This is a genomic window from Burkholderia sp. MSMB1826, assembly GCF_001526325.1.
Lineage (GTDB): Bacteria > Pseudomonadota > Gammaproteobacteria > Burkholderiales > Burkholderiaceae > Burkholderia.
Map to the genome: position 1 here is coordinate 538,884 of NZ_LOYN01000010.1, position 23,088 is coordinate 561,971.

Annotated in this window: 20 protein-coding genes; 8 read left to right on the forward strand and 12 right to left on the reverse strand. The window is 68.6% G+C overall.

Features of this window, described 5'->3' with window-relative positions; genetic code table 11:
* Entirely contained in the window at positions 1-846 is an 846-nt protein-coding gene (locus WS95_RS04440) for an AraC family transcriptional regulator (RefSeq protein ID WP_059822495.1), read from the reverse strand.
* Positions 847-1,208: 362 nt separating this feature from the next.
* On the opposite strand from WS95_RS04440, the gene WS95_RS04445 reads away from it, so the two are divergent.
* On the forward strand, positions 1,209-2,003 hold the full coding sequence (locus WS95_RS04445; protein ID WP_059822497.1) for an SDR family NAD(P)-dependent oxidoreductase: 795 nt from the start codon (positions 1,209-1,211) through the stop codon (positions 2,001-2,003).
* A gap of 39 nt (positions 2,004-2,042) precedes the next feature.
* Here WS95_RS04445 and WS95_RS04450 read toward each other — a convergent pair whose 3' ends face one another.
* The 5 genes from WS95_RS04450 to WS95_RS04470 all read right to left on the reverse strand — a co-directional run bounded on the left by WS95_RS04450 (position 2,043) and on the right by WS95_RS04470 (position 7,179).
* The gene (locus tag WS95_RS04450; RefSeq protein ID WP_059822499.1) at positions 2,043-2,417 is read right to left on the reverse strand and encodes a hypothetical protein; all 375 of its coding nucleotides are present in this window, start codon (positions 2,415-2,417) and stop codon (positions 2,043-2,045) included.
* A 224-nt stretch (positions 2,418-2,641) separates the two neighbouring features.
* Entirely contained in the window at positions 2,642-3,712 is a 1,071-nt protein-coding gene (locus tag WS95_RS04455) for an AI-2E family transporter (RefSeq protein WP_059783626.1), read from the reverse strand.
* Positions 3,713-3,848: 136 nt separating this feature from the next.
* Positions 3,849-4,958: an NADH:flavin oxidoreductase/NADH oxidase gene (locus WS95_RS04460; RefSeq protein WP_034204919.1), complete on the reverse strand. Its 1,110-nt coding sequence runs from the start codon at positions 4,956-4,958 to the stop codon at positions 3,849-3,851.
* A 140-nt stretch (positions 4,959-5,098) separates the two neighbouring features.
* Positions 5,099-5,785, reverse strand: coding sequence for a type 1 glutamine amidotransferase domain-containing protein (locus WS95_RS04465; protein ID WP_059783628.1), 687 nt, complete (start codon positions 5,783-5,785; stop codon positions 5,099-5,101).
* 368 nt (positions 5,786-6,153) lie between these two features.
* Complete coding sequence (locus WS95_RS04470; RefSeq protein ID WP_059822501.1) at positions 6,154-7,179, reverse strand: substrate-binding domain-containing protein; 1,026 nt, start codon at positions 7,177-7,179, stop codon at positions 6,154-6,156.
* A gap of 196 nt (positions 7,180-7,375) precedes the next feature.
* On the opposite strand from WS95_RS04470, the gene WS95_RS04475 reads away from it, so the two are divergent.
* The gene (locus WS95_RS04475; RefSeq protein WP_059822503.1) at positions 7,376-8,959 is read left to right on the forward strand and encodes a glycoside hydrolase family 68 protein; all 1,584 of its coding nucleotides are present in this window, start codon (positions 7,376-7,378) and stop codon (positions 8,957-8,959) included.
* A gap of 196 nt (positions 8,960-9,155) precedes the next feature.
* Positions 9,156-10,793, forward strand: a complete 1,638-nt coding sequence (locus WS95_RS04480; RefSeq protein ID WP_034204923.1) for a glycoside hydrolase family 32 protein — start codon at positions 9,156-9,158, stop codon at positions 10,791-10,793.
* 66 nt (positions 10,794-10,859) lie between these two features.
* Here the strand turns inward: WS95_RS04480 and WS95_RS04485 are convergent, their stop codons facing one another.
* Entirely contained in the window at positions 10,860-11,609 is a 750-nt protein-coding gene (locus WS95_RS04485; protein ID WP_059822799.1) for an SDR family oxidoreductase, read from the reverse strand.
* A 122-nt stretch (positions 11,610-11,731) separates the two neighbouring features.
* The gene (locus WS95_RS04490) at positions 11,732-12,649 is read right to left on the reverse strand and encodes a LysR family transcriptional regulator (protein WP_034204925.1); all 918 of its coding nucleotides are present in this window, start codon (positions 12,647-12,649) and stop codon (positions 11,732-11,734) included.
* Positions 12,650-12,874: 225 nt separating this feature from the next.
* Between WS95_RS04490 and pdxR the strand changes: the two genes are divergently transcribed.
* From pdxR to WS95_RS04505, 3 genes are all read left to right on the forward strand, one after another.
* Positions 12,875-14,359: a MocR-like pyridoxine biosynthesis transcription factor PdxR gene (gene pdxR, locus WS95_RS04495; protein WP_059822504.1), complete on the forward strand. Its 1,485-nt coding sequence runs from the start codon at positions 12,875-12,877 to the stop codon at positions 14,357-14,359.
* Positions 14,360-14,455: 96 nt separating this feature from the next.
* The gene (locus tag WS95_RS04500; RefSeq protein ID WP_006479143.1) at positions 14,456-14,893 is read left to right on the forward strand and encodes a carboxymuconolactone decarboxylase family protein; all 438 of its coding nucleotides are present in this window, start codon (positions 14,456-14,458) and stop codon (positions 14,891-14,893) included.
* A gap of 10 nt (positions 14,894-14,903) precedes the next feature.
* Positions 14,904-15,323, forward strand: coding sequence for a cupin domain-containing protein (locus WS95_RS04505; protein WP_059822507.1), 420 nt, complete (start codon positions 14,904-14,906; stop codon positions 15,321-15,323).
* 104 nt (positions 15,324-15,427) lie between these two features.
* Here the strand turns inward: WS95_RS04505 and WS95_RS04510 are convergent, their stop codons facing one another.
* A complete protein-coding gene (locus WS95_RS04510; protein ID WP_059822509.1) occupies positions 15,428-16,648 on the reverse strand; it encodes a porin in 1,221 nt (406 codons plus the stop codon).
* Positions 16,649-17,128: 480 nt separating this feature from the next.
* The gene (locus WS95_RS04515; protein WP_059783643.1) at positions 17,129-18,196 is read right to left on the reverse strand and encodes a phytoene/squalene synthase family protein; all 1,068 of its coding nucleotides are present in this window, start codon (positions 18,194-18,196) and stop codon (positions 17,129-17,131) included.
* 368 nt (positions 18,197-18,564) lie between these two features.
* Here WS95_RS04515 and WS95_RS04520 point away from each other — a divergent pair, with 368 nt between their 5' ends.
* The gene (locus WS95_RS04520) at positions 18,565-19,710 is read left to right on the forward strand and encodes a glycerophosphodiester phosphodiesterase (protein WP_059822511.1); all 1,146 of its coding nucleotides are present in this window, start codon (positions 18,565-18,567) and stop codon (positions 19,708-19,710) included.
* A 70-nt stretch (positions 19,711-19,780) separates the two neighbouring features.
* Here the strand turns inward: WS95_RS04520 and WS95_RS04525 are convergent, their stop codons facing one another.
* Together WS95_RS04525 and WS95_RS04530 are read right to left on the reverse strand one after the other, a co-directional pair.
* The gene (locus tag WS95_RS04525; RefSeq protein ID WP_059783647.1) at positions 19,781-21,406 is read right to left on the reverse strand and encodes a rhodanese-related sulfurtransferase; all 1,626 of its coding nucleotides are present in this window, start codon (positions 21,404-21,406) and stop codon (positions 19,781-19,783) included.
* Positions 21,407-21,511: 105 nt separating this feature from the next.
* Positions 21,512-22,078 (reverse strand): cysteine dioxygenase, encoded by a 567-nt coding sequence (locus tag WS95_RS04530; RefSeq protein WP_059822513.1) that lies wholly within the window; start codon positions 22,076-22,078, stop codon positions 21,512-21,514.
* Positions 22,079-22,095: 17 nt separating this feature from the next.
* On the opposite strand from WS95_RS04530, the gene WS95_RS04535 reads away from it, so the two are divergent.
* On the forward strand, positions 22,096-23,070 hold the full coding sequence (locus WS95_RS04535; protein WP_179950165.1) for a LysR family transcriptional regulator: 975 nt from the start codon (positions 22,096-22,098) through the stop codon (positions 23,068-23,070).
* Positions 23,071-23,088: the final 18 nt, after the last annotated feature.

Consider the following 23,088-nt stretch of genomic DNA (forward strand, 5'->3'; position numbering starts at 1 on the left):
TCAGCGCATGGCGCTGCGGTACTGCCCGGGCGTCGCGGCCGCGATCCGCCGGAATGCGCGCTGGAAATGCGCCTGGTCCGCAAAGCCGGCGTCGAGCGCGACTTCGGCGATCGGCCGGCCGCGGCGCAGTTCGGTGCGGCCGTACTGCACGCGCCGATCGATCAGGAACGCGTGCGGCGTCATCCCGTAACGCGCATTGAACGCGCGGATCAGGTACGACGGCGACAGGTCGGCCGCCGCGCAGATCGCATCGAGCGTGACGGCCTCGCGGCAATGGGCGGCGATGTAGTCGGCCGCGCGCGCGAGCTTCGCGTTGTCGTCGCCCGGCCGCGAATCGGGCAGTTCGCGATCGAGCGCGCCGTGCAGTGCCGTGAAGAATTCGACCGCCGCGCTCTCCTTGCCGAGCGCGTCGATGCCGGGCGACACGAGCGTGCGGTAGAAGCCGCCAAATTGCGCGAACAGATCGCCGCGCTCGGTCAACTTCGGCGAAAATCCGTGAAAATCGCGGTTCGGATCGCGGCCCAGCGCGTGCTGCAGGCGCGCGAGCCACGGCACGTCGACATAGACCATCCGGTACGCCCACGCGTCGGGGCCGTACGGGTTGCATGCGTGCACCTGCTCCGGATCGATGATCACGAGCACGCCGCGCCCGACGTGTGCGTTCGTCGCACCGTTCACGTACGTGCTCGTGCCGCCGACGATCGCGCCCACCGAAAACGTGTCGTGCGTGTGCTTCGCGTAGCAGATCGCGCGCCCGTCGTCGACGGTGCGCGCCTCGATGAACGGCAGCGCGGTATCGCGCCAGAACGGCGACGGTACGGCGGATCGGTTGGCAATGCGGCTCACGCGGCGGGCTCCCGGGTCGGACGACGAACGCTCACCGTACAAGACTGTGCAGCGCCGCGCAACCGCCCCGCCGGCTTCGACGTTCGGCGCGATTGCACGCGCGAAACCGATCGCGGCACAATCCTGCCCCGCCGAAGCTTCGACACAAGATGCGGAGCATGTCGCGCTGACGCGATAACAGCCCCCGCCCTCGCTTGCAGGCATGCCGCCTGCTCGGGCGCTCGAGTCGAGAGGATCGGCTTCGCATCGACGCCGCGGACACGCTCGCGACATGGCCGATCGACCGGAATTTGCCTAAGCTTTGAATTCCGTCCGCCGCGGCACGCGCGGCGGTTCCCGTTCACTCTTCCCCCGTCACGCTCATGCAGATCGATCTGAAAGGCAAGACCGCGGTCGTCACCGCTTCCACCGCCGGCATCGGGCTCGCGATCGCCGAAGGGCTCGCGCGCGCCGGCGCGCACGTCGTCGTCAACGGCCGCAGCGATGCGTCGGTGCAGTCCGCGCTCGAGAAACTGCGCGACGCCGTGCCCGGCGCAGGCTTCGACGGCGTCGCCGCCGACCTGTCCGACGCGGCCGGCGTCGCGCGCGTCACGCAGCACACGCCGGATGCCGACATGCTCGTCAACAATGCGGGCATCTACGGCCTGAAGGCGTTCTTCGACATCGACGACGCCGAATGGGAACATTATTTCCAGATCAACGTGATGTCCGGCGTGCGGCTCGCGCGGCATTACCTGAAAGGCATGATCGAACGCAATGCCGGGCGCATCGTGTTCATTTCGTCGGAATCGGGCCTGAACATCCCCGTCGACATGATTCATTACGGGTTCACGAAAACCGCGCAGTTGTCGATCGCTCGCGGCCTGGCGAAGCTTGCGGCCGGGACCCGCGTGACCGTCAATTCGGTGCTGCCGGGGCCGACGATGTCGGAAGGCGTGCGCGCAATGCTGAAGGCGCAGGCCGACGAAACGGGCCGCAGCATCGACGACGTCGCAGTGGAATTCGTGCGCAGCGAGCGCGCGAGCTCGATCATCCGGCGACCGGCGACGACGGAGGAAGTCGCGAACCTGGTCGTGTACGTCTGCTCGCCGCAGGCGTCGGCGACGACCGGCGCGGCGTTGCGCGTCGACGGCGGCGTGGTCGACACGATAGCGTGACGGCAGCATCACGCACTCGCGCGGCGCGCGGCCGCCGCTCTATCGCGACGCGCTCTTGCCCGCCCGAAGCGCGCCCTTGCGATCGGCGTCCATGCAGGTATCGAAGCCGTACTGCGTGACGACGCCGGCCTTGTCGAACACGACGAAGTACGGCCGGTGATCGTTGCCGTGCTCGATGAAGTAGTTGTAGCAGACGCCGCTGCCGTTGCGGACCATCCAGACGCTGCGCGGGTTGCCGGCGGCGCGGACGACGTCGGCGCGCGTCGCGCCGTGCCGTGACGCGGCCCGCGCAAGCGGCGTGCGCGAATACGAGAACGGCAGCCACGAGTCGAACCACGCACAGCCATGCAACATCAGGCAGCTGGCGGCCAGGGACAGCGTCGCTGCGGGACGGGACATCGAAATCAATCGCATGCTCGGGAAATCTGCTGCGCCGTACCGGCGTGATCGAAAGCCCCATGCTACTCGACCTTTGGGTCCGGATCGAAAAGAAATGTAGAGATCTTTATCCGGATCTCTGCATTTGCGCGTCTTCGCGGCGACGGCCGAATCGTCATCGATCGTCGCAGACGATGCGCCGGTGCGCGCGCATCCGCGCCGCTGCACCGGCGCATCGACCCGTGCAGCGGCATGCGCGATCAGGCGATCCATTCGGTCCACAGCATCGTCAGCACCGTCATCAGCGCAGGCCCGACGAACAGCCCGATCAGGCCGAACGTCTCGGCGCCGCCGAGGATGCCGAACAGCACGAGCAGGAACGGTAGCCGCGTCGACCCGCCGATCAGCACCGGCCGCACGAAATGCTCGGCGACGAACACGACGACGAACCCGAGCGCCGCCACCACGACGGCCCACATGGTCGCCCCCTGCACGAACAGCCAGAGCGCCGCGCCGCAGAACACGACCGGCGCGCAGAACGGCAGCATCGCGGCGACCGCCGTGACGAGCCCGAGCAGCGCGGCGTGCGGCACGCCGGCGAATGCGTAGGCGACGCCGAGCAACGCCCCCTCGCCGAGCCCGACGACGACGAGCCCGGTCACCGTGCCGTACACGGCCGCGACCATGCGCTCGATCAGTTCCGCGCCGTTGCGCCCGAACGCGCGCCGCGCGCCCTGCAGCAGCGCGCCCGACAGCTTGTGGCCGGCGCGCAGGATCACGAACAGCGTGACGAGCATGAATCCGAATTCGAGCAGCACATGCGCGAGCTTCGTGCCGAATTGCCGGCCGAACGCGAGGAATTTCTCGCCGTTGACGCCATGCATCGCGGTGGCCGCATGCAGCGGATGGCCGAGATTGGCCTGCCACCATTCGGTGATCTGCGCGGCGCCGTACGGCAAGCGGCCGACCACGTCAGGCAGCGGAATGCCGTTGTCCTGGACCGTGCGCAGCCACTCGCGCAGGTCGTGCGCCTGCGCGATCGCCTGGGCCGTCGCGACGGCCACCGGCAGCACGACGAGCAGCGAAATCGCCGCCGTGATGACGGTCGCGATCAACGTCGGCCGATCGCGGAACAGCCGGTGCGATTCGAAGCGTTTCAGCAGCGGCCACATCGCGATCGCGATCACGCAGGCCCATGCGATGGCGGGGATGAAGTCGCGGATCACCCACAGCGCGAGCACCAGCAGCGCCGCATACAGCGCGACGCGGGCGATCTGCTGCGCGCGCGGCCGCGCGGCGGAATCGTGAGACGACGGGACATGTGCGCCCATGGCACCTCTGTCGAAATGAAAAAATGGCGGCTCGCCCAGGCAACCGGCCTGGACGAACCGCCATTCTATCCATCGGCGCCGGATCGGCGGCCCGCGCGATGCGCGGGCCGCCCGGCGCGACGTCGACGCGCCCCGCTCAGGCGGCCTTGTCGGCGATCCGGTAGCGCTCGAGCCAGTGCGCGTACGGCGCGGGCAGCGTCCACGACGGACGCTCGACGCCGAGCTGCTTGGCCGCGTAGTACGGCCAGTGCGGGTCGGCCAGGTGCGCGCGGCCGACCATCACGAGATCGAGCTGCGCTTGCTCGATCACGCGGTTCGCCAGTTGCGGCGTGTCGATTCCCCACGCGGACGACACCGGCAGCCCGGCCTCGCGACGCACGCGCTCGGCGATCGGCGCGAGAAACGCGGGACCCCATGGAATCTGCGCGGCAGGCGTCGAGAAGCCGATCGACACGCTCAACATGTCGAGCCCTTCCCGCTTCATCCGCTGCGTGAGCGCGATCGACTCGGCGAGCGTCTCTTCGTCGCGGCCGTCGTATTCGATCACGCCCAGGCGCGCGGTCAGCGGCAGATGCTCGGGCCAGACCTTGCGAACGGCCGCGAGCGTGTCGACGAGAAAGCGGCCGCGGTTTTCGGCCGAACCGCCGTATTCGTCGGTGCGCTGGTTCGAATGCACCGAGAAGAAGCTCTGGCCGAGATAGCCGTGCGCGAAGTGCAATTCGAGCCATTCGAAACCGAGGTCGCGCGCACGCCGCGCCGCGGCGACGAAGTCGGCCTGCACGCGGGCGATGTCGTCGTGCGTCATTTCACGCGGCACCTTCGGCAGATGCGCACCGAACGGCACCGCCGACGGCGCGATGGTCTGCCAGCCGCGCGGATCGCCGTCGGCGATATGGTCGTCGCCTTCCCACGGGCGGTTCGCGCTCGCCTTGCGGCCTGCATGCGCGATCTGGATGCCGGGCACCGCGCCGGCCGCCTTGATCGCCGCGACCGACGGCGCGAACGCGTCGGCCTGCGCGTCGTTCCACAACCCCGCGCAACCCGGCGTGATGCGCCCTTCCGGCGACACGGCCGTCGCCTCCGCGATCACGAGGCCCGCGCCGCCGCGCGCGATGCCGGCCAGATGCACGTGATGCCAGTCGTTGACGACGCCGTCCTCGGCGACGTACTGGCACATCGGCGGCACCGCGATGCGGTTGCGCAGCGTGACATCCTTGAGTTTGAACGGTTCGAACAGGGCAGACATCCACGACTCCTTTGCTGGGTTCTACGAAACGGATGGGATGCGCGGTGCGGAGCGCACGGCGCGACGATGCGGGCCGTCGGCGGACCGGCTGCGCCCGACGACGGCAAGGAAACGGCGCCGGCCCGGCCGGCGCCATGCGCTTAGCGGTGGCCGAGCTTCGCGAGCAGCGCCTCGGCCGCGGGCGCCGACGACGCGGGGTTCTGCCCGGTGATCAGCAGCCCGTCGGTGACGACATGCGGCGCCCAGTCGGCACTGCGCTCGAATGCCGCGCCGTTGGTCTTCAGCATGTCCTCGACGAGGAACGGCACGACTTCGGTCAGCTCGACGGCCGCTTCCTCGCTGTTGGTGAAACCCGTCGCGCGCTTGCCGCGCACGACCGACTCGCCGGTCTGCGGGTTCTTCACGTGGCGCAGCACGCCCGGCGCGTGGCAGACCGCCGCGACCGGCTTGCCGGCCGCGAGCATGCGCTCGATCAGGCCGATCGAATGCAGATCCTCGGCGAGATCCCACAGCGGGCCGTGGCCGCCCGGGTAGAACACGGCGTCGTAGTCGTCCGCCGACACCTCGGCCAGCTTGCGCGTCGACGCGAGTTCGGCCTTGGCCGCCGCATCGGCGTCGAAGCGGCGCGTCGCGTCGGTCTGGGCGGTCGGATCGCTGCTCTTCGGGTCGAGCGGCGGCTGGCCGCCCTTCGGCGACGCGAGCGTCAGCTCGATGCCCGCATCCTTGAACGTGTAGTACGGCGCGGCCAGTTCCTCGAGCCAGAAGCCGGTTTTCTTGCCGGTGTCGCCCAGCGCATCGTGCGAGGTCAGGACAACCAGAATCTTCATGATCGGACACTCCTTCGAAAATGAACGGGGAACGGGGCCGCGCGTCCGCACGGCGCGCCTGTCGGTTAGTCACCCAGCGGGCGGCAACGTGCGATCCATTCGTCCGCATGCGATATACGCCTATTAGACCAGTCGTCTAGAAGCAGCCGAAATAAAACGACGGCGTCCCGCTGCATGAACCTGCCAGGAACGTCGCCGCATTCACGAGGACGGATGATATCCCCGGATTAGACCGGTCGTCTAGAAGAACGCGTATTCGCCCCTGCCATCGTCATGGCTTTTTCGACGGAGCGCCAGTCCGGCATCGCCATCGCCGCCTCCCGCCGTCCCGCCGTCCCGCCGCCCTGCCGTGCGCCGGCCGCCGCCGGCTACCCGCGCAACGGACCGTCCGTATCGCCCGCCTCGATTGCCGGCGCTTCGAGCAGCTGATCGCACACGCCGTCGTCCAGCAGCCGCAGCATCAGTTCCGCCAGCGTGCGTCCCGATGCATGCCCGGTCGGCTGCATGACCGCCGTGACACGGTACGGATGCGCGATATCCGGCGGCACGCCGTCATAGACGATCAGCGACATGTCCGCGCCCAGGCGCAATCCGCTGTCGACCAGCGCGCGAAACGCGCCGCCGCCCGCGATGTTGTTGTCGACCAGCAGCGCGGTCGGCGGCTCGGTGTGCGCGAGCAACGCCCGCGCCGCCTGCAGCCCGCCGTCGTGCGTAAACGGGCACTCGACGAGCAGCGCCGGCTGCGTGTCGATACCGGCTTCGCGCAATGCCGACAGATAACCGGCGCGCCGCTGCGCGGCGAAATTCAGCGTCAGCGGCGCGCTGATCATCGCGATGCGCCGATGCCCGAAGCCGATCAGCCGGCGCACCGCGTCGCGCGCGCCCGCCTCGTTGTCGAAGTCGAACCACGCATACGGGCCGGCCGCCTGCGTGCGGCCGTACGCGACGTACGGAAACGCGCTCGCCCGCAGGTACGCGATACGCGGGTCGTCCACCAGCGTGCGCGCGACGATCAGCCCGTCGACGAGCTTGCCGTCGACGATGCGCCGATAGGTGTCCAGTTCCGCGTTCGGTCGCGCCGACGCGATGATGAAATCGAGATTGCGCTCGGCGAGCCGCTCGGTGATGCCCGCGACGACTTCGCCAAAGCGCGGATCGCCGAGATCGCCGGCGCCGAACGGGTAGACGATCCCGATCATGTCGGCCCGCCCGGTCGCGAGCCGGCGCGCGGTCGGATCGGCCACGTAGCCCATTTCCCGCGCGGCCTTCGCCACGCGCTCGCGCGTCGCCTCGCTGACATCGTCGTAGCCGTTCAACGCACGGCTGACCGTCGTCCGCGACAGCCCGAGCGCGTCCGACAGCGCCTTCAGATTCACCTTCCCCGTCACCGTCATCCCTCGCAGTCGCCGATCCGCCCGGCCGCCCGAACACTCGGACGCGCCGACCGGGTAATTATTTCCATTGGGTAATGATTACCGTCAAATAAATATCTTTTGCGTTCCAAACCGGTTTGAAATAGCATCCAAACCGGTTTGGACATCGATGCCCACTCAGCCGTTCACTTTCAACTATCCAGGAAACGACGACGAGATGACATACTTTCCCCTTTTCCGCCCGACCGCGGCCAAACGTTTGCTGCTCGCTGGCGGCGCACTCGCCGCCTTCGCGTCCGTCGCGCACGCGCAGTCCAGCGGCACGGGCGCGCCGATGCCCACGCCCCATACGCAGCAGGCCTACGATCCCGAAGGCAATTTCACGATGCGCTGGACGCGGGCGGACATCCGCCAGATCGTCGCGCAATCGCATACCGCCGGCGCCGACAGGAATTCGCTGCCGCAAGCGCTGACGATGCCGGACATCCCGCAGGATTTCCCGCTGATCAACTCGAACGTGTGGGTATGGGACACGTGGCCGCTGGCCGACCTGCGCGCGAACCAGCTCAGCTACAAGGGCTGGGAGGTGATCTTCTCGCTCACCGCCGATCCGCACGCCGGCTACACGTTCGACGACCGTCACGTCCACGCCCGCATCGGCTTCTTCTATCGCCGCGCCGGCATCCCCGCGTCGCAACGCCCGGCGAACGGCGGCTGGACCTGGGGCGGCCACCTGTTCCCGGACGGTGCGAGCGTCAAGGTGTTCGGCACCGCACCAATGACCAACAACGCCGAATGGTCGGGCTCCGCGCGCCTCACCAACGGCGACAACGTCAGCCTCTACTACACCGCGACGTCGTTCAACCGCTCGGCCCCCGGCGGCGCCGACATCACGCCGCCGCAGGCGATCATCACGCGCGCCGACGGCCACATCCACGCCGACGACAAGCACGTGTGGTTCACCGGCTTCGACGATCACAAGGCGCTGCTTGAACCGGACGGCAACTACTACCAGACCGGCCAGCAGAACACCTACTTCTCGTTCCGCGATCCGTTCGTGTTCACCGATCCCGCCCATCCGGGCAAGACCTACATGGTGTTCGAAGGCAATACCGGCGGCCCGCGCGGCGCACGCACCTGCACCGAGGCCGATCTCGGCTATGCGCCGAACGATCCGAACCGGGAAGATCTCAACGCGGTGATGAATTCGGGCGCAGTGTATCAAAAGGCCAACGTCGGCCTTGCGGTCGCGACGAATCCGCAACTGACCCAGTGGAAGTTCCTGCCGCCGATCCTGTCGGCGAACTGCGTCGACGACCAGACCGAGCGTCCGCAGATCTATCTGAAGGACGGCAAGTACTACCTGTTCACGATCAGCCACCGCACGACGATGGCGGCCGGCGTCGACGGCCCGGACGGCGTGTACGGCTTCGTCGGCAACGGCATCCGCAGCGACTTCCTGCCGCTGAACGGCGGCAGCGGCCTCGTGCTGGGCAACCCGACCGACTTCTCCGCGCCGGCCGGCGCACCGTATTCGCAGGACCCGAACCAGAACCCGCGCGAATTCCAGTCGTATTCGCACTACGTGATGCCGGGCGGGCTCGTCGAGTCGTTCATCGATGCGATCGGCCCGCGCCGCGGCGGCACGCTCGCGCCGACGGTGAAGGTCAACATCAACGGCACGTCGACGGCGGTCGACCGCACGTACGGACGCGGCGGCCTCGGCGGCTACGGCGACATCCCCGCGAACCTGCCGGCGACGGGCGCCGGCCACGACGGCGGCCCGGGCACCCGTCCGTAACGGCGGCGGCAATCAGGACAACCAACGATAACGATCGTCTCTGAAGGTACGAGGTTCAGGAGGCGCGTATCGCGCGTGTCGCGTGTGCGCCTCCTCTTTTTTATTTCGACTTTTCTTTCGACCATCGCGCATGCCGCCGTTGCAGCCGGCCTGCGCCCTCCTTTCCCGCTTCGTCCGACGAAGCGCCTGGCCCCGCATGAAATCGACGTCTTTTCGCTGTTCCGTCCGCCTCGTCCGGCTGCTGCTCGTCTGCATGGCCTGCACGCAGGCCGCCGCCGCGCCATGCCACACGCCGGCCGAAAACGGCACGCCGCAATGGCGGCCCGCCCTCCACTACACGCCGCAGCGCAACTGGATGAACGACCCGAACGGGCTCGTCTACGAGAACGGCCGCTATCACCTGTTCTATCAGTACAACCCGCTCGGCAACGACTGGGGCAACATGTCGTGGGGCCACGCGATCAGCACCGATCTCGTCCACTGGCGCGAGCAGCCGGTCGCGATGCGCGCGAACGCCACCGAGGAAATCTTCTCCGGCTCGATCGTCGCCGATACCCTGAACACGTCCGGCCTCGGCAAACCGGGCCACACGCCGCTCGTCGCGCTCTATACGAGCGTCTACAAGCCCGGCTCGGGTCACGCACCCGGCATACAGGCCCAGTCGCTCGCGTACAGCCTCGATCGGGGCACGACGTGGCAGCCGTACGCGCACAACCCGGTGCTGACGCTCGATCCGGAATCGAAGCAATTTCGCGACCCGAAAGTGTCGTGGTACGCGCCGGGCGGCTACTGGTTGATGACGACGGTCGTCGCCGATGCGCAGGTCGTGAAGCTCTATCGTTCGGACGACCTGATCCACTGGTCGTTCCTGAGCGATTTCACGCTGCCGGACGTGCCGCATGCGGGCGCGCTGTGGGAAATGCCCGATCTCGTCCCGCTGCCGCTCGACGGCGATCCCCGCCGCATCAAGTGGGTGATGATCGTCAACGTGAATCCGTGGTCGATCGCCGGCGGCTCCGGCGCGATGTATTTCGTCGGCGACTTCGACGGCCGCACGTTCGTGCCCGACCGCGTCGCGCCGAGCGGCTCGGATCCCGCGCAATTCCGCTGGGTCGATCACGGCGCCGATTTCTATGCGGCCGGCACGTTCTCCGGCGCGCCCGGCGCCCGGCCGGTCGCGATCGCATGGATGAGCAACTGGGATTACGCGGCAAAGGCGCCGACCGCCCCATGGCGCGGCGCGACCACGCTGCCGCGCGAACTGTCGCTGAAGACGATCGACGGCGAGCCGAGACTCGTCGTCGCACCCGCCGCCGCCTTCGACGCATGGGCCGACGGCCGGCCCGCCGTGCATGAAGGCGACGTCACGGTCGACTCCGCTACCCGGGTGCTGTCGGCCGCCACGCGCGGCGTCGTCCAGCGCATCACCGTGACGATCTCGCCGCAGCGTGCCGCGCGCGCGGGGCTGATCGTCCGGCGCTCGGGCGACGGCTCGATCGGCACCCGGATCGTGTACGACACCGCGAAGCGCACGCTGACGCTCGACCGCTCGCAATCCGGCGAAGCGAATTTCGTCGGCACGTTCAGCCGCGAGCACATCGTCGATCTGCCGCTCGAACACGGGCAACTGCGGCTCGAGATCGTCGTCGATCGCGGGTCGGTCGAAGTCTTCGCGAACGGCGGCCGCGTAGCGCTGACGGACCTGATCTTTCCGCCGCTCGATGCGGATCGCGTGGCCGTGTTCGCCGAGCAAGGCCGCGCGACGTTCGCGGGGTTGACGGTGACGCAACTGGAAACCGGCGACGCCGCGCGCGGCGCGTGTGCATCCCGCTAGCGCATGTGACGGGGGCCGCTCGCCCGGCACCGTATCGGCCGGTGACGTCCCCGTCCGCGTCGCCCCTCAGAGCAAGCCCATCCCGCCCGACGCGATGATTTCCGCGCCGACGATGAACGCGGATTCCGGCGCGCTCAGGTGCAGCACCGTCGACGCGATTTCGTCCGGCGTGCCGAACCGGCCGATCGGAACGAGGCCCTTGATCTTGTCGGCCGTCTCGTCGAGCGTCGCCGCATCGAGCCCGAGCTTGCCGTACAACGGTGTCTGCACCGGCCCCGGGCTGACCACGTTCACGCGCACGCCGTGCGGCAGCAGTTCCGTCGACAACGTCTTCGCGAACGAATTGACGGCCGCCTTGCTTGCCGCGTACACCGACGAACCCGGCATCCCGATGTGCGCGTTGATCGAGCCGTTGATCACGATCGATGCGCCGCGGTTCAGCAGCGGCACGAGCGACTGGATCTGGAAATACGCGCCCTTCACGTTGGTGTTGAAGACGAGGTCCCACATCGCTTCGTCGCTGTCGGCGAACGGCGCGAGTTTCGCGACGCCCGCGTTGACGAATACCGCGTCGAGCCGCACGCCGGCGGCGGCGATCGCGTCGGCCAGCGCGCGGGCCGACGCGACGCTGCCGGCTTCGTTGCGAATCGCCCGCGCCTCTTCGCCGAGCGTTCGACGGGCGGCTTCCAGCGTGTCGGCGTCGCGCCCGGTGATGATGACTCGCGCGCCTTCGGCCGCGAATGCGCGGGCGGCCGCCAGGCCGATGCCGCTGTTGCCGCCCGTGACGAGGACCGTCTTTCCTTCGAAGCGTTGCATGATGTTCTCCTGTGAACCGGTGAGTTGACCGTGAGCACAGGATGCGCGCGACGCGCGGCGTTGCCGTACGACCGGCGCGGCGAACATGTTCGAAAACGTCGAACATGTTGAAGCGAGCGCGCTCAGCCGACCACGTCGATCCCGTCGAGCAATCGCCGCGCGAGTCGCGGCTCGCGCAGTCGCTCCAGCCACCATTGCAGCGCGCGACCGTCGCGGTCGCCGTGCCACGCGACGTACAGCAGATTCGGCTCGCGCGGATCGGCCGTCTGCTTCTCGACCAGTTCGCCGCGCGCGAGCAACGACGTCACGCGCCGGCGCGGCACCCAGCCGACGCCGAGCGCATCGCGCTGCGCGAGGATCTTCGCACGCATCGACGGCACCGCCAGCATCGCCTGCCCGCCGAGCAGGCCGTACGCGCGGCCGGCCGCGCGCCGCGACGAATCGGCGACGACGACCGCGCGGTGCGCGCCGATTGCATCGCGCGTCAGCACCGCGCTCGCGGACGCCAGCGGATGGCGCGGCGACACCGCGAACACCCATTCCATCGCACCGAGTTCGAACCACTTGAGGCCCGGAATCGCCGGCGGCTCGTTGGTCGCACCGACGACCAGATCCGCGCGGCCGTCGCGCAATGCCTCCCAGGTCCCGCCGAGCACCTCGTGCGTGAAACGCAGCGACACGCCGGAATCGAGCGCATCGAATGCGCGAACGACCGGCAGCAGCGTATCGAACTCCAGCACTTCGTCGCTGACGATCCACAGCCGGTCCTCCCAGCCGCTCGCGACCTGTCGCACGCGTTGCGTCAGCCGTGCGACGTCGAGCGCCAGCCGCGCCGCCTCGTCGGCCAGCAATTGTCCGGCCGGCGTGAGTTGCAGCCGATAGCCGCGCCGGTCGAACAGCAATGCGTCGAACCGCGTTTCGAGCTGACGCGCCGCGTGCGACACCGTCGAAGGCGCCTTGCCGAGCCGCGCGGCGGCACGCGACAGGCTGCCGGTGGCGCGGATCGCATCGAGCAGCGCCAGTTCGTCTTCGGACAGCATGAGGTCGCTCCGGGATGAGGTTGTCGTGGATCGTACGGCAGCGGCAGGCGGCGGTCCAATCGGACGACGAGCCGGCTTGCCGGGACGGCCGGTTCCCGCCGCGGGAATGCGTGGCCCGGCCGCTCTCGCGCGAAGCCGCTCGCCTACCGTCGACCCGCGGCTGACGCGGGCGACTTCCGGTATGCTGATTCACGCGAAACGACTCGAATCGAGGTAACCACTGCGATGGACATCGCGATCCGCATCGAAGGCCGTCACGACCTGACGGGGCAAATCTTCCGGCAACTGCGCACCGCGATCGTCGACGGGCGTCTCGAAGGCGGCGCGCGGCTGCCGTCGACGCGCGACCTCGCGAAACAGCTCGGCGTGTCGCGCAAGACGACGCTCGACGCCTTCGAGCGCCTCGTCGCCGAGGGCTACCTGACGACACGCGCCGGCGACGGCACGTTCGTCGCCGACGGCCTGGCGCGCGTGCCGCACGCCGCGGCGACGTCGGCGCCGTCGATCGTCGACGAGATGCCGCGCATCGACGCGGTCGATGCGCGCGCGCTGTGGAACGACCTGCCCGATGCGCTCGCGATGCCCGCGCCGCAGGACGCGCCCGGCTTCGACTTTCGCGGCGGCGTGACCGACAAGACGCTGTTCCCGTTCGACGCATGGCGGCGCTGCCTGCATCACGCGCTGCGTCGGCAGGCACGCGGTCTCGGCCAGTATCACGACCCGGCCGGCGACCCGCAGTTGCGCGGCGCGATCGCGCGCTACGTCGCATTCAGCCGCGCGGTCGCCTGCAGTTGGGACGACGTGCTCGTCACGCAAGGCGCGCAACAGGCGCTCGACCTGCTCGCGCGCGTCGTCGTGCGGCCGGGTGACGTCGTCGCGGTCGAGGATCCCGGCTATCCGCCGGCGCGCGCCGCGTTCGCGTCGCTCGGCGCGACGGTGATCGGCGTGCCGGTCGACGCGCACGGCCTCGTCACGGAGCGGCTGCCGGACGACGCGCGGCTCGTCTACGTGACGCCGTCGCACCAGTTCCCGCTCGGCATGCCGATGACGCTCGATCGCCGCGTCGCGCTGCTCGAATGGGCGCAGCGCCGCCGCGCGGTGATCATCGAGGACGACTACGACGGCGAATTCCGTTTCGAAGGGCGGCCGGTCGAATCGCTGAAGAGCCTCGACCGCACGGGCCTCGTCGCGTACGTCGGCACGTTCTCGAAGACGATCTTTCCCGAGCTGCGGATCGGCTACGCGATTCCGCCGCGCGCGCTGCGCGGCGCGCTCGCCAAGGCCAAGCAGATCGTCGACTGGCACACGTGCACGCTGACGCAGGCGGCGCTCGCGCGCTTCATGCTCGAAGGCGATTTCGCGCGGCACCTGAAACGCGTGCAGAAGCACTACGACGCGCGTCGCAAGATGCTGATCGCCCACCTGCACGGCGAACTCGCGCCGTGGTTCGACGCAATCGTGCCGACCGCCGGCATCCACCTGGCCGCGCACCTGAAGCCGGGGCTCGACGAAGCGGCGCTGGTCCGCGCGGCGCGGGCGCAGGACATCGGTCTGTACGGAATCTCGGCGTTCCATGTGGGCGTGCCGGTGCGCCCGGGGCTGCTGTTCGGCTATGGCGGAATCGACGCGCTGCGCATCGACACGGCGCTCGCGAAGCTGGCCGGTTTGCTGGAGGCCGGCCTCGCGGGCGGGTCGCCACTGGTTACCTGAATTTTCCCGGAATTGGTTATTCAAGCAGGCCAGTACGGCCCTTAAAGTGGGTCCTGTCGCGCCACCCCGGCGCTACCCAACCGAAAAGGACCTGCCATGCAACCGCGCCTGAACTTCTATGCCGCCAGCCCGAATGCCATCAAGGTGATGCGCAACGCCGAGGAATTCCTCGCGAAAAGCTCGATCGAGAAGCCGCTCGCCGAACTCGTCCGCCTGCGCGCGTCGCAGATCAACGGCTGCGCGTTCTGCGTCGACATGCACACGACCGACGCGCGCAAGGGCGGCGAAACCGATCGCCGTCTCGCGACCGTCGTCACGTGGCGCGAAACGCCGTTCTTCACCGAGCGCGAACGCGCGGCGCTGGAATGGACCGAGGCGCTGACCCTCGTTGCCAGCAACCATGTGCCCGACGCCGTCTGGGAAGCCGTGAAGCCGCACTTCACCGACGAGGAGCTGTTCGACCTGTCGATGCTGATCGCGACGATCAACTCGTGGAACCGCTTCGCGATCGCGTTCCGCAAGATGCCCGAGTAAGGAGGCGACGATGATCCGTGCCCCGCTCCATCGTGTCGCGCTGTCCGCCGGGCTCGTGCTCGCCGCGGCGCTGCCGGCCGCCGCCCATGCGCACGACGCCGGCGACGCCGTGCACGCGATCATGCAGCAGGCCGTGCCCGAAGCGCCCGGCAAGCGCGTCGTCGTCGCGACGGTCGACTATGCGCCCGGTCAGGCGTCCGAAGCGCACCGGCATCTCGGCTCGGTGTTCGCCGTGGTGTCGAAGGGCGAAGTGCTGTCGCAGGTGAACGGCGGCCCGCTGCAACGCTATCGCGCCGGCGAAGGCTGGTACGAGCCGCCCGGCTCGCGGCACCAGGTGTCGCGCAATGCGAGCGCGACCGAGCCCGCGCAACTCGTCGTGTTCGGGCTGACGGGCGAGCATCAGCCGTTGAAGTCGCCGATCGATCGGTGATCCTGAGGATCGGGCGAACGCTCGCGACGTAAACGAAAAAACCGGCTCGAAAGCCGGTTTTTTCATCCCGCATGCCGTGAGCGGCGCTCGCGCGCCGCGCGGCATCAGAAGCGGTGGATCAGGCCGACGCCGACGCCGATCTGGTTCTGCTTCGAACCCGCGCCCACGCCATCACCGATCGACGTGGTCGCCGAGATGATTGCGTTGCCCTTGGTGTTCAGCGTGTTGCCGCTTGCGTGCTGGTAAGCCTCAACCGCGTACAGGCCCGTGCGCTTCGACAGGCTGTAGTACTGCGACAGCGTGACCTGGTGGTACTTGGCCGAGCTGGTGATGCCGTTCGACTGCGTGGCGGCCGTGTACGAGTAGCCTGCCGCGAAGTCCCACTGAGCCGCTGCCTTCCAGTGCAGCACGGCGCCAGCCGTGTTGAAGATGGCCTTGTTCCGGAAGAACGAACCCGTGCCCGGCGTGTACTGGACGTTCGAGTACGACGCCGAAATGTCCCATGCCGGCGTGAACTGATAGCCCGCCGTCACGGCGATCCGCTGCTGCGACTGCGCGGTCGCGTAGCCGTTGTTGATCGACGAAACGGCCGGCTGGTTGCCGTCGCCCGTTGCCGTCAGGCCGTTCTGGACCGTCGAATTCGCGCCCCACACGCCGCCGCCGAGCGTCGAGTTGTTGACCTTCTGGTAGCCGACCGCGATGCCTGCCGGGCCGTTCAGGTACTGGATCGCCGCGCTCCACGTCGAGCCGCGGTTCGTCGCGCCTGCAACGCCGCCGAACGAGTACGAACCGCCGACCGTGAAGCCGTAGAACTTCGGCGACATGTAGACGAGCGAGTTGTTCGCGCGGTAGCTGGTATCCAGCGAATCGATATCGCCCGGGTGCGCGCCGTAGTAACCGGTCAGCCAGGTCGTCGGGCTGTACGGCGACAGCAGCGTGTAGTACGCGGTGTACTGGCGGCCGGCCGTCAGCGTACCGTACGTGGTGTTGGTCAGACCAACCCATGCCTGACGCGTGAAGATGCCGTTGGTCCACTGCGACGAGCCGTTAGCCGTGTTGACGCCGGCTTCCAACTGGAAAATCGCCTTCGTGCCGCCGCCGAGATCTTCGCTGCCCTTCAGACCGAAGCGGCTGCCTGCCCACACGCCGGTGGACATCTGCACCTTCGAGTGACCACCCGAAGTCGCACCGACTGCCGACGAGTTGTTCTGCCAGGCCAGACCGTTGTCGACGATACCGTACAGGGTCACGCTGCTCTGGGCGTGGGCGGCGGTAGCGGCTGCGAGACCGACTGCCGTCATGGCGAAAGCGACGCGCTTTTTCATTGATTCTCCGTCCTCAAAGAATGATTTCTTTTCTGGTGTGGTTTTATGACTGACACATGTGCGAGTACATGCCGACGCGATTCTGACGGATTACCAATTGTTTCCCAACATGTGCAGTCGGTCATCGTATGATCGACGCAACGCGCGGGTTCACCAAACGGTTACATGACAGCCCAAAACGCTTGTGCGGCGGGCGTTTCCGGCGTTTGCCGGTGAAAACCCTAGCTTTACATTTTTACGGGTGCCACGCGACCGTCCGATGTCGTCAGACGCCTTCGGCAATGAAACGTCTTACAAATGCGCGATCGAAGCTGACGCCTCGATTCACGCCGCCGCGCAGGATCGCCGACGTTCATGACACCCACGTTTCGAAACGCGAAATCATGAAAACGTTTTAGTCGGCGTGCCGCAGACGCAACGGGAACGGCCCGACGAATGCGGGCCGGGAGGGAATGCCGGCGCCTGCCGCGCCGGCGATCTTCAATGCTGCGTCGCGGGGTGCGCGAGCCGCGCGCTGACGGCATCGACGAGCGCGTTCAGGCGCGCGCGGATCGCCGTGTTCGAGCCGACCCGCGCGAGCGACGCCGCCATGATCCGGTAGATGCGCTTTCTCGGCACCTTGGCCGGCTTCGCCGGGTCGAGCCACGCAGCGTGGCCGGCCAGCAGTTCGAGCGTTTCGAGGCCGATCATGATCGGCCACAGGCAGGCGAGCCGCAGCCGCACGAAACGACGCGGAATCGCGAGCGTATACAAGCAGGCGTCGCGATACTGGTCGAGCGCGACGCGCAGCAGGTCCACCAGCACGCCGCGCGCGCGCGCCGAAGCCTCCGGCTGCATCAGGTCGGCCACGACGAGCCCGTGCGCGCGCAGCACGTCGTCGGGCAGGTAGCAGCGGCCGATGCGCAGATCCTTCGCGCAGTCGCGCAGTATGTTGGTCATCTGCAGCGCCTTGCCGAAACGGATGCCCTTCTCGCGCATGTCCGGCAGATCCCAGCCGCGCGCGGCGCGCGTGTGCGCGTCCGTCATGTCGGTCCAGAACTCGCCGACGCAGCCCGCGACGAGGTACGTGTAGCGGTCGAGCGCATCGCGCGTCGGCAGCGATGCGACCTGCCCCGACTGTTCGTCCGGAAACGTGCGCAGGTCGAATTCCATCCCCGCGGTGAGCGTCGCGACGACCTTGCGGATCGACGCGCGATCGGCCTCCGGCTGCGCGCGCAGCAGCGCGAGCATCGGCTCCATCGAGCCCAGCAGCAGGTGTTCGTGCGAATCGGTCTGCATCCGCGTCACGTCCTCGAGCGAACGCGACAGCGCCGCGCCGTCGCCGAGCCGCTCGACGTCGTCGCGCAGATCGGTCAGCAGCGTCGCACGGCGGTCGGGCGCGACGAGTGCCGTGTCGGCGATCGTGTCGGCCGCGCGCGCAAGCAAATACGCGAGACCGACCGGGTCGCGCATGCCGTCGGGCAGCACGCGCAGCGTCAGGTAGAAGGAGCGGGATACGTTCTTCAGCAGCTCGCCGAGCAGATAGGCGGGATCGGTATGGGTCGTCATGGGTCGGGAAAAATCGGCCGGCGCGCGCCCCGGACGCACACGGGCGCCGGGCGCCCGCGCCGGCCCGCGAGTCGCCGCATCGCCGCGCCCGGCGGCGGCGGCCCCGGTGCGGCGATGCAAAATTCCCGCAAGTTTAGTGCATCCGGCGCGCGGGCAGCCTGCGGCGGGCGGATGCCCGCGCGGGCAAACCCGCGCTCGACCGCCCCGGCGCATGCGCCGCCCTCAAAAACAAACGGAAAGGCACGAGTAATACATATGTAATTATTCAGTGCGACGATCGCGCTCCGTTCGATCCCGTTCAGCCCGGCGCGCCGCCCGGCCACCGGCGCGAGCGCCCTTTTCCGACTCCGTTTCGAAGGTTCATCGACATGCTCCTCAAGCGCCCGACCTCCCTGCGCTACGTCCCGTTCGCCTGTGCCGCCGCGTTCCTGCTCGCCGCGTGCGGCGGCGACGACGATCTCACGCGCGATCCCACGCAGCCGATTTCCGCGAAGGTCCAGGTGGTCGGCCATCGCGGCGCGAGCGCGCTGCGCCCCGAACACACGCTCGCGTCGTACCGCAAGGCGATCGAGGACGGCGCGGACATCATCGAGCCCGACCTCGTGGCGACGCGCGACGGCGTGCTGGTCGCGCGCCACGAGAACGAGATCTCGGGCACGACGAACGTGTCGGCGCTGCCGCAGTTCGCGAGCCGCAAGGCGACCAAGACGATCGACGGCGTGCAGTTGACCGGCTGGTTCACCGAGGATTTCACGCTCGCCGAGCTGAAGACGCTGCGGGCGCGCGAGCGCATTCCGCAGGTGCGCCCCGCCAACACCGCGTACAACGACCAGTTCGAGATTCCGACCTTCGACGAGATCGTCGCGCTCGCGAAACAGATGTCCGCACAGACCGGCCGCACGATCCACCTGTATCCGGAAACCAAGCATCCGACCTACTTCCAGTCGATCGGCCTGCCGCTCGAGGACCGCCTCGTCGACGCGCTGCTGAAGGATCCGTACACGTCGCGCACGGCGACCGTCTACATCCAGTCGTTCGAAGTCGCGAACCTGAAGACGATCCGCAACCGGATCAAGTCGAGTCAGCCGAACTGGAAGCTCGTGCAGTTGATGGACGAAGCCGGCCAGCGCCCGTACGACTTCGTGAAGGCGAACGACAAGCGCACCTACGGCGACCTGTCGACGCGCGACGGCATGCGCGAAATCGCGACCTATGCGAACGGCGTCGGGCCGTACAAGACGTCGATCATCGCGGTCGCCGCGGACGGCACGCTGCAGCAGCCGACGCCGTACGTGCGCTACGCGCACGAGGCCGGCCTCGTCGTGCATCCGTACACGTTCCGCCCCGAGAACAACTTCCTGCCCGCGTCGCTGAAGGACGGCGGCACGCCGGCCACGCGCAACACGGCCGGCTCGGTGCGCGAGATCCAGGCGTACCTGCGCGCGGGCATCGACGGCTTCTTCACCGACGATCCGGCCGTCGGCCGCACGGCCGTCGATACGTTCAAGCGCTGATACGAAGCACCCACCCGCATCGCGACCGGGCGCCGCGCACGACGTGCCGTGCCCGGTCGCCCCGCGTCTGTCAGATCACGTTGAAGTAGTGCGTGCCGTCCCGCTTCAACTGGTCGACCAGCCCGTATTCCCAGTCGAGATACGCCTGCATCGCCGCCGCCGCGTTGTCGGTGCCTTCGTACGGGCGCCGGTAGCGATCGACGCGCGGCGACGCGAGACGCGTGTCGCCGCTCTCCAGCGGCAGCCCGGCGTCGATCCATGCGGCCGTGCCGCCGGTCAGCACCCGGATCTCGGCCGACGCCGGCAGCAGCGCGCGGGCGTCGTGCGCCGCGAACCGCGCCAGCAAACTCGATCCGCACGTGAACACGTAGCGCTTCGCGGGCGGAATCGCCGCCAGCGCGTCGCGCAGTTGCGCGCGCACGGCAAACCACGCGCCCGGGACATGACGCTTCACGTAGTTCGCGCTGGCCGTCACGTCGACGATCGCGAGTTCGTCCGGCGCGGCCTCCTTCAGCCAGCCCGCCAGCGTCGCGGGCGACACGTCGGTCGCGGGCGGCGGCGCCGGCACGTCGCGCGGCGGCTGGCCGCGCTCGACGAATGCCGCTGCGCCGGCCGGTTCGACGACGCGCACGTCCCAGCCCATCTGCGCGAGCCACGACGCGGTCATGTCCGCGCGCACGCCGTCGTCGTCGGCCAGCACGATCCGCGCGCCGCGCACGGCCGCGTGATGATCGGTCTCCTGCACGAGCTGGCCGCCCGGCGTGCTCAGGAAGCCCGGCAGGTGGCCGGCTTCGTATTCCTCCGGCGTACGCACGTCAAAGCGGTACAGCGTGCGGCCCGGTTCGTCGAGCGCGGCGACGTCGGCCAGCGCGATACGCGGCACGCCGGCGCGCTCGGCCACCGCGCGGGCGGCCCGACGCGCTTCGGCGCGCTGCGTCGCGTCGATTTCGTCCGGAAAACGGCGCGCCGCGCCGCGCTCGAGCGTCTGGCCGGCCAGCGTCCAGCCGATCGTGCCGTTGCGCAGCGCGGCGACCGGATTCGGCAGCCCCGCGTTGACGAGCGACTGCGTGCCGATGATGCTGCGCGTGCGGCCCGCGCAGTTGACGATCACCTGCGTGTGCGGATCCGGCGCGAGCGCGCGCACGCGCAGCACGAGTTCCGCGCCCGGCACGCTCGTCGACGTCGGGATGTTCATCGTCTGGTATTCGTCGAAGCGGCGCGCGTCGACGATCACGACATCGGCTTTCGCGTCGAGCAGTGCCTGCACCTCCTGCGCGGACAGCGACGGCGTATGGCGCTCGGCCTCGACCCATTCGCCGAACGACTTGCTCGGCACGTTCACGTCGATGAATACTTCGCCGCCCGCGGCGATCCAGCCGGCGAGCCCGCCGTCGAGCAGCCGCACGTCGGTGTAGCCGAGCCGCGCGAGCGTCGCGGCCGCGCGCGGCGCGAGATCCTCGCCGCCGGCTTCGCCGAACACGACGATCGGCGTGTCGCGGCGCGGAATCCGCGTCCACGCGTCGAGTTCGAGCTTCGACAACGGAAAGTTGGCGGCCCACAGCGGATGGCCCTGTGCGTACGGATCTTCCTCGCGTACGTCGATCAGCGCGATCTCGTCGCGGGCCAGCAGGCGCGCGCGTACGTCCTGGTACGACGCGACGGGAAAACGGGAAGTGGAATCGGCGGAGTGCGTCACGATGTCTCTGGGTTGAATACGTTGAAGTCGATGAAGAAAGCGGAGCGGATCGATCTTGACCCCGCCGGCGCGCGTTCGCAACGGCCCGCGCGAGCGGGCTTCGCATCAGGCATTCGAATAGCCGGACACGAAAGGCTTCACGGTACCGTCGTCCAGGTACACCGCGCGCTCGACCTTGCCGATGTTCGCGCCGTACACGTGGATGCTGATCGATACGCGGTCGGCGAACGCGTTGGTCACGCGATGCACGTCGCCGATGCGCGGCGACACGGCCTCGACCTCGCCCGGCCGGAGCCGCACGGCGTCGCCCGCGGGCACCGGCTTGCCGGCCGCGTCGAACCGGTACGGCTGCGAGAATTCGCCGCCGCGCAGCATCCCGATCAGCCCCCACACCGTGTGGTCGTGGATCGGCGTCGTCTGGCCGGGCCCCCACACGAAGCTGACGACCGAGAAGCGCTCGTCCGAGTCGAGATGCAGCAGGTACTGCCGATAGCGTTCGGGATCGGGCTGCGCGAACGCGTCGGGCAACCAGTCGTCGTGTTCGACGAGCGCGGCGAGGAGCGCGCCGCCCTCGTCGAGAATGCGCGCCTCGTCCGCGCCGGACGCGAGCAGCGCATCCAGACCCTCGACGAACGGACGCAGCGGCGTCTGTTGCAACGAAAGCGTACTCATCGGCCGTCTCCTCGAATATGATGCCGAATATGATGAATCGTCATGATGTACCGGAAAGACCATGCAGAACAAACATGAAAATTAGCGATATCGATGCTTTTGCAGCGGTCGTCCGCTGCCAGACCCTGAGCCAGGCCGCGGCCGAGCTCGGGATGACGCAGCCCGCAATCACGCGGCGCGTCCAGAATCTCGAGGAAGCGCTCGGCGTGACGCTGCTCGACCGCAACACGAAGCCGCCGCGCCCGACCGACATCGGCCGGCAGGTGTTCGAGCAATGTCGCGCGATCCTGCGCGAGGTCGACGCGCTGCGCGAACTGACGGCCGGCGAGCAACCGCCCGCCGGCGAATTCCGGATCGGGCTCACGCAAGGGCTCGGCGAGCTGATGCTGCCGGCGCTCATCGCGGACCTCGCCGCGCAGTGGCCCGCGCTCGCGACGCACGTCACGACCGCATGGGGCGGCCAGCTCGTCGAGCGCATCGCGCGCCGCGAACTCGATGCGGCGCTGGTCTTCCTCGCGCGCGAAATGGTGCTGCCGCCGCAGGTCGAGGGCGCTCGGCTGCTGGCCACGCGGCTCGTCGCGGTCGGCCGCAAGGGCGACTGGCCGCGCCGCAGCTATCGGCTCGCCGATTGCCACGCACGCGGTTGGGTGCTCAATCCGGACGGCTGCGGCTTTCGGGCGGGCTTGCGGCGTGCGCTCGACGCGCAGGGCCTGCCGATGCCGGTCACGCTCGATGCGTACGGCCGCGACCTGCAACTGCAAAGCGTTGCAAACGGCGTCGGCCTCGGATTGATGCCGCTGCCGCTCGTCGAACGCAGCCCGCTGCGCGACGCGCTCGACATCGTGCCGCTCGCCGATTTCAAGCCGCAGATCGACCTGTGGCTGCTGCGCCGGCACGATGCGGCCCGCTTCGATGCGCCGCTCGCGGCCGTCGCCGCGCATGCGCGCACGGCATTCGCGCTGCCCGAGCAATCGCACGACAAGGCCGCATAACGCGGCCCGCGCGGCCGC